Origin of the sequence: Limnobacter humi (assembly GCF_024518835.1) — a bacterium.
Classification (GTDB): Bacteria; Pseudomonadota; Gammaproteobacteria; order Burkholderiales; family Burkholderiaceae_B; genus Limnobacter; species Limnobacter humi.
Genome location: NZ_JANIGO010000013.1, coordinates 1 through 782 on the forward strand (window position 1 = coordinate 1; position 782 = coordinate 782).

The 782-nt window shown below is 57.3% G+C and carries 1 protein-coding gene; it reads left to right on the forward strand.

The features are described from left to right. Nucleotides 1-174 precede the first annotated feature (174 nt). Entirely contained in the window at nucleotides 175-420 is a 246-nt protein-coding gene (locus NQT62_RS15320; RefSeq protein WP_130521497.1) for a hypothetical protein, read from the forward strand. Nucleotides 421-782 lie beyond the last annotated feature (362 nt).

Here is a 782-nt window from a genome sequence, read left to right on the forward strand (position 1 = left end):
CGCAGGCTACGAGCGCGAATGCGACGTGCACACGGCTGAGAGCTACGGAGCGGCGATCAAGTGGCGTGACGAATACTACGAGACGGACGAGATCGAAAGCTTGCACGTGGAAATCGCCTGCGAGCTGCCGGACGGCACTCGAACATACGAATTCTAACCGGAGATCGAATGCACATGGTGACTGTAGCCAAAATTATCGCCGATGCTCTCAACGTTCCCACACGAAACGACAAGGCCCTGTTTGGCGCGGTGCGCGCCCTCGGCCTGACAATCAGTAAGCGGGAGGGCGAATATCGCATCTCTCGCCCCAACCTTTCGCGTGAAAGGGCAGAGGCAATCGCATACTACACTCAAGACCGGGAAGACGCATGGGGTACAGCAGAAGAGATGGCGCGGGACGCTGGTACGCTTGGCAGCTAGGCCCCGATGACCTGGCTGTGCCCTTATTGTCTTCCGCTGCTCTCTTGGTTTCCGCTAGGCGCATGGGTCGCCTTTTGTGCCACCTCGCATAGCTCCTGCTCCGGTCCCTGCAATCTGGTCTCGCAACGCTCCTGCGCCTGAAATGGTTGAGAGCGTTTCACTTCGCTCTTTTGAGCCATCGCAGGCATTGCCAAAAAGAGGCTGGCGCTTATTGCTGCAAAAACGACGTTCATCTTGGTTCCCTCGAGATCCTGCAAAGACTGGTAACGTTTGGGCGTGCCAAATCCAATGAACGAACGATTCCGATTTTCAAGCCGCTGCCGACTGCAATGGCCTCACTTCCGGCTGATCCCGCGCTTCGG

Excerpts from the sequence above, each read along its gene's own strand:
- NQT62_RS15320 (WP_130521497.1), top strand. The coding sequence starts at position 175 with ATGGTGACTGTAGCCAAAATTATCGCCGATGCTCTCAACGTTCCCACA.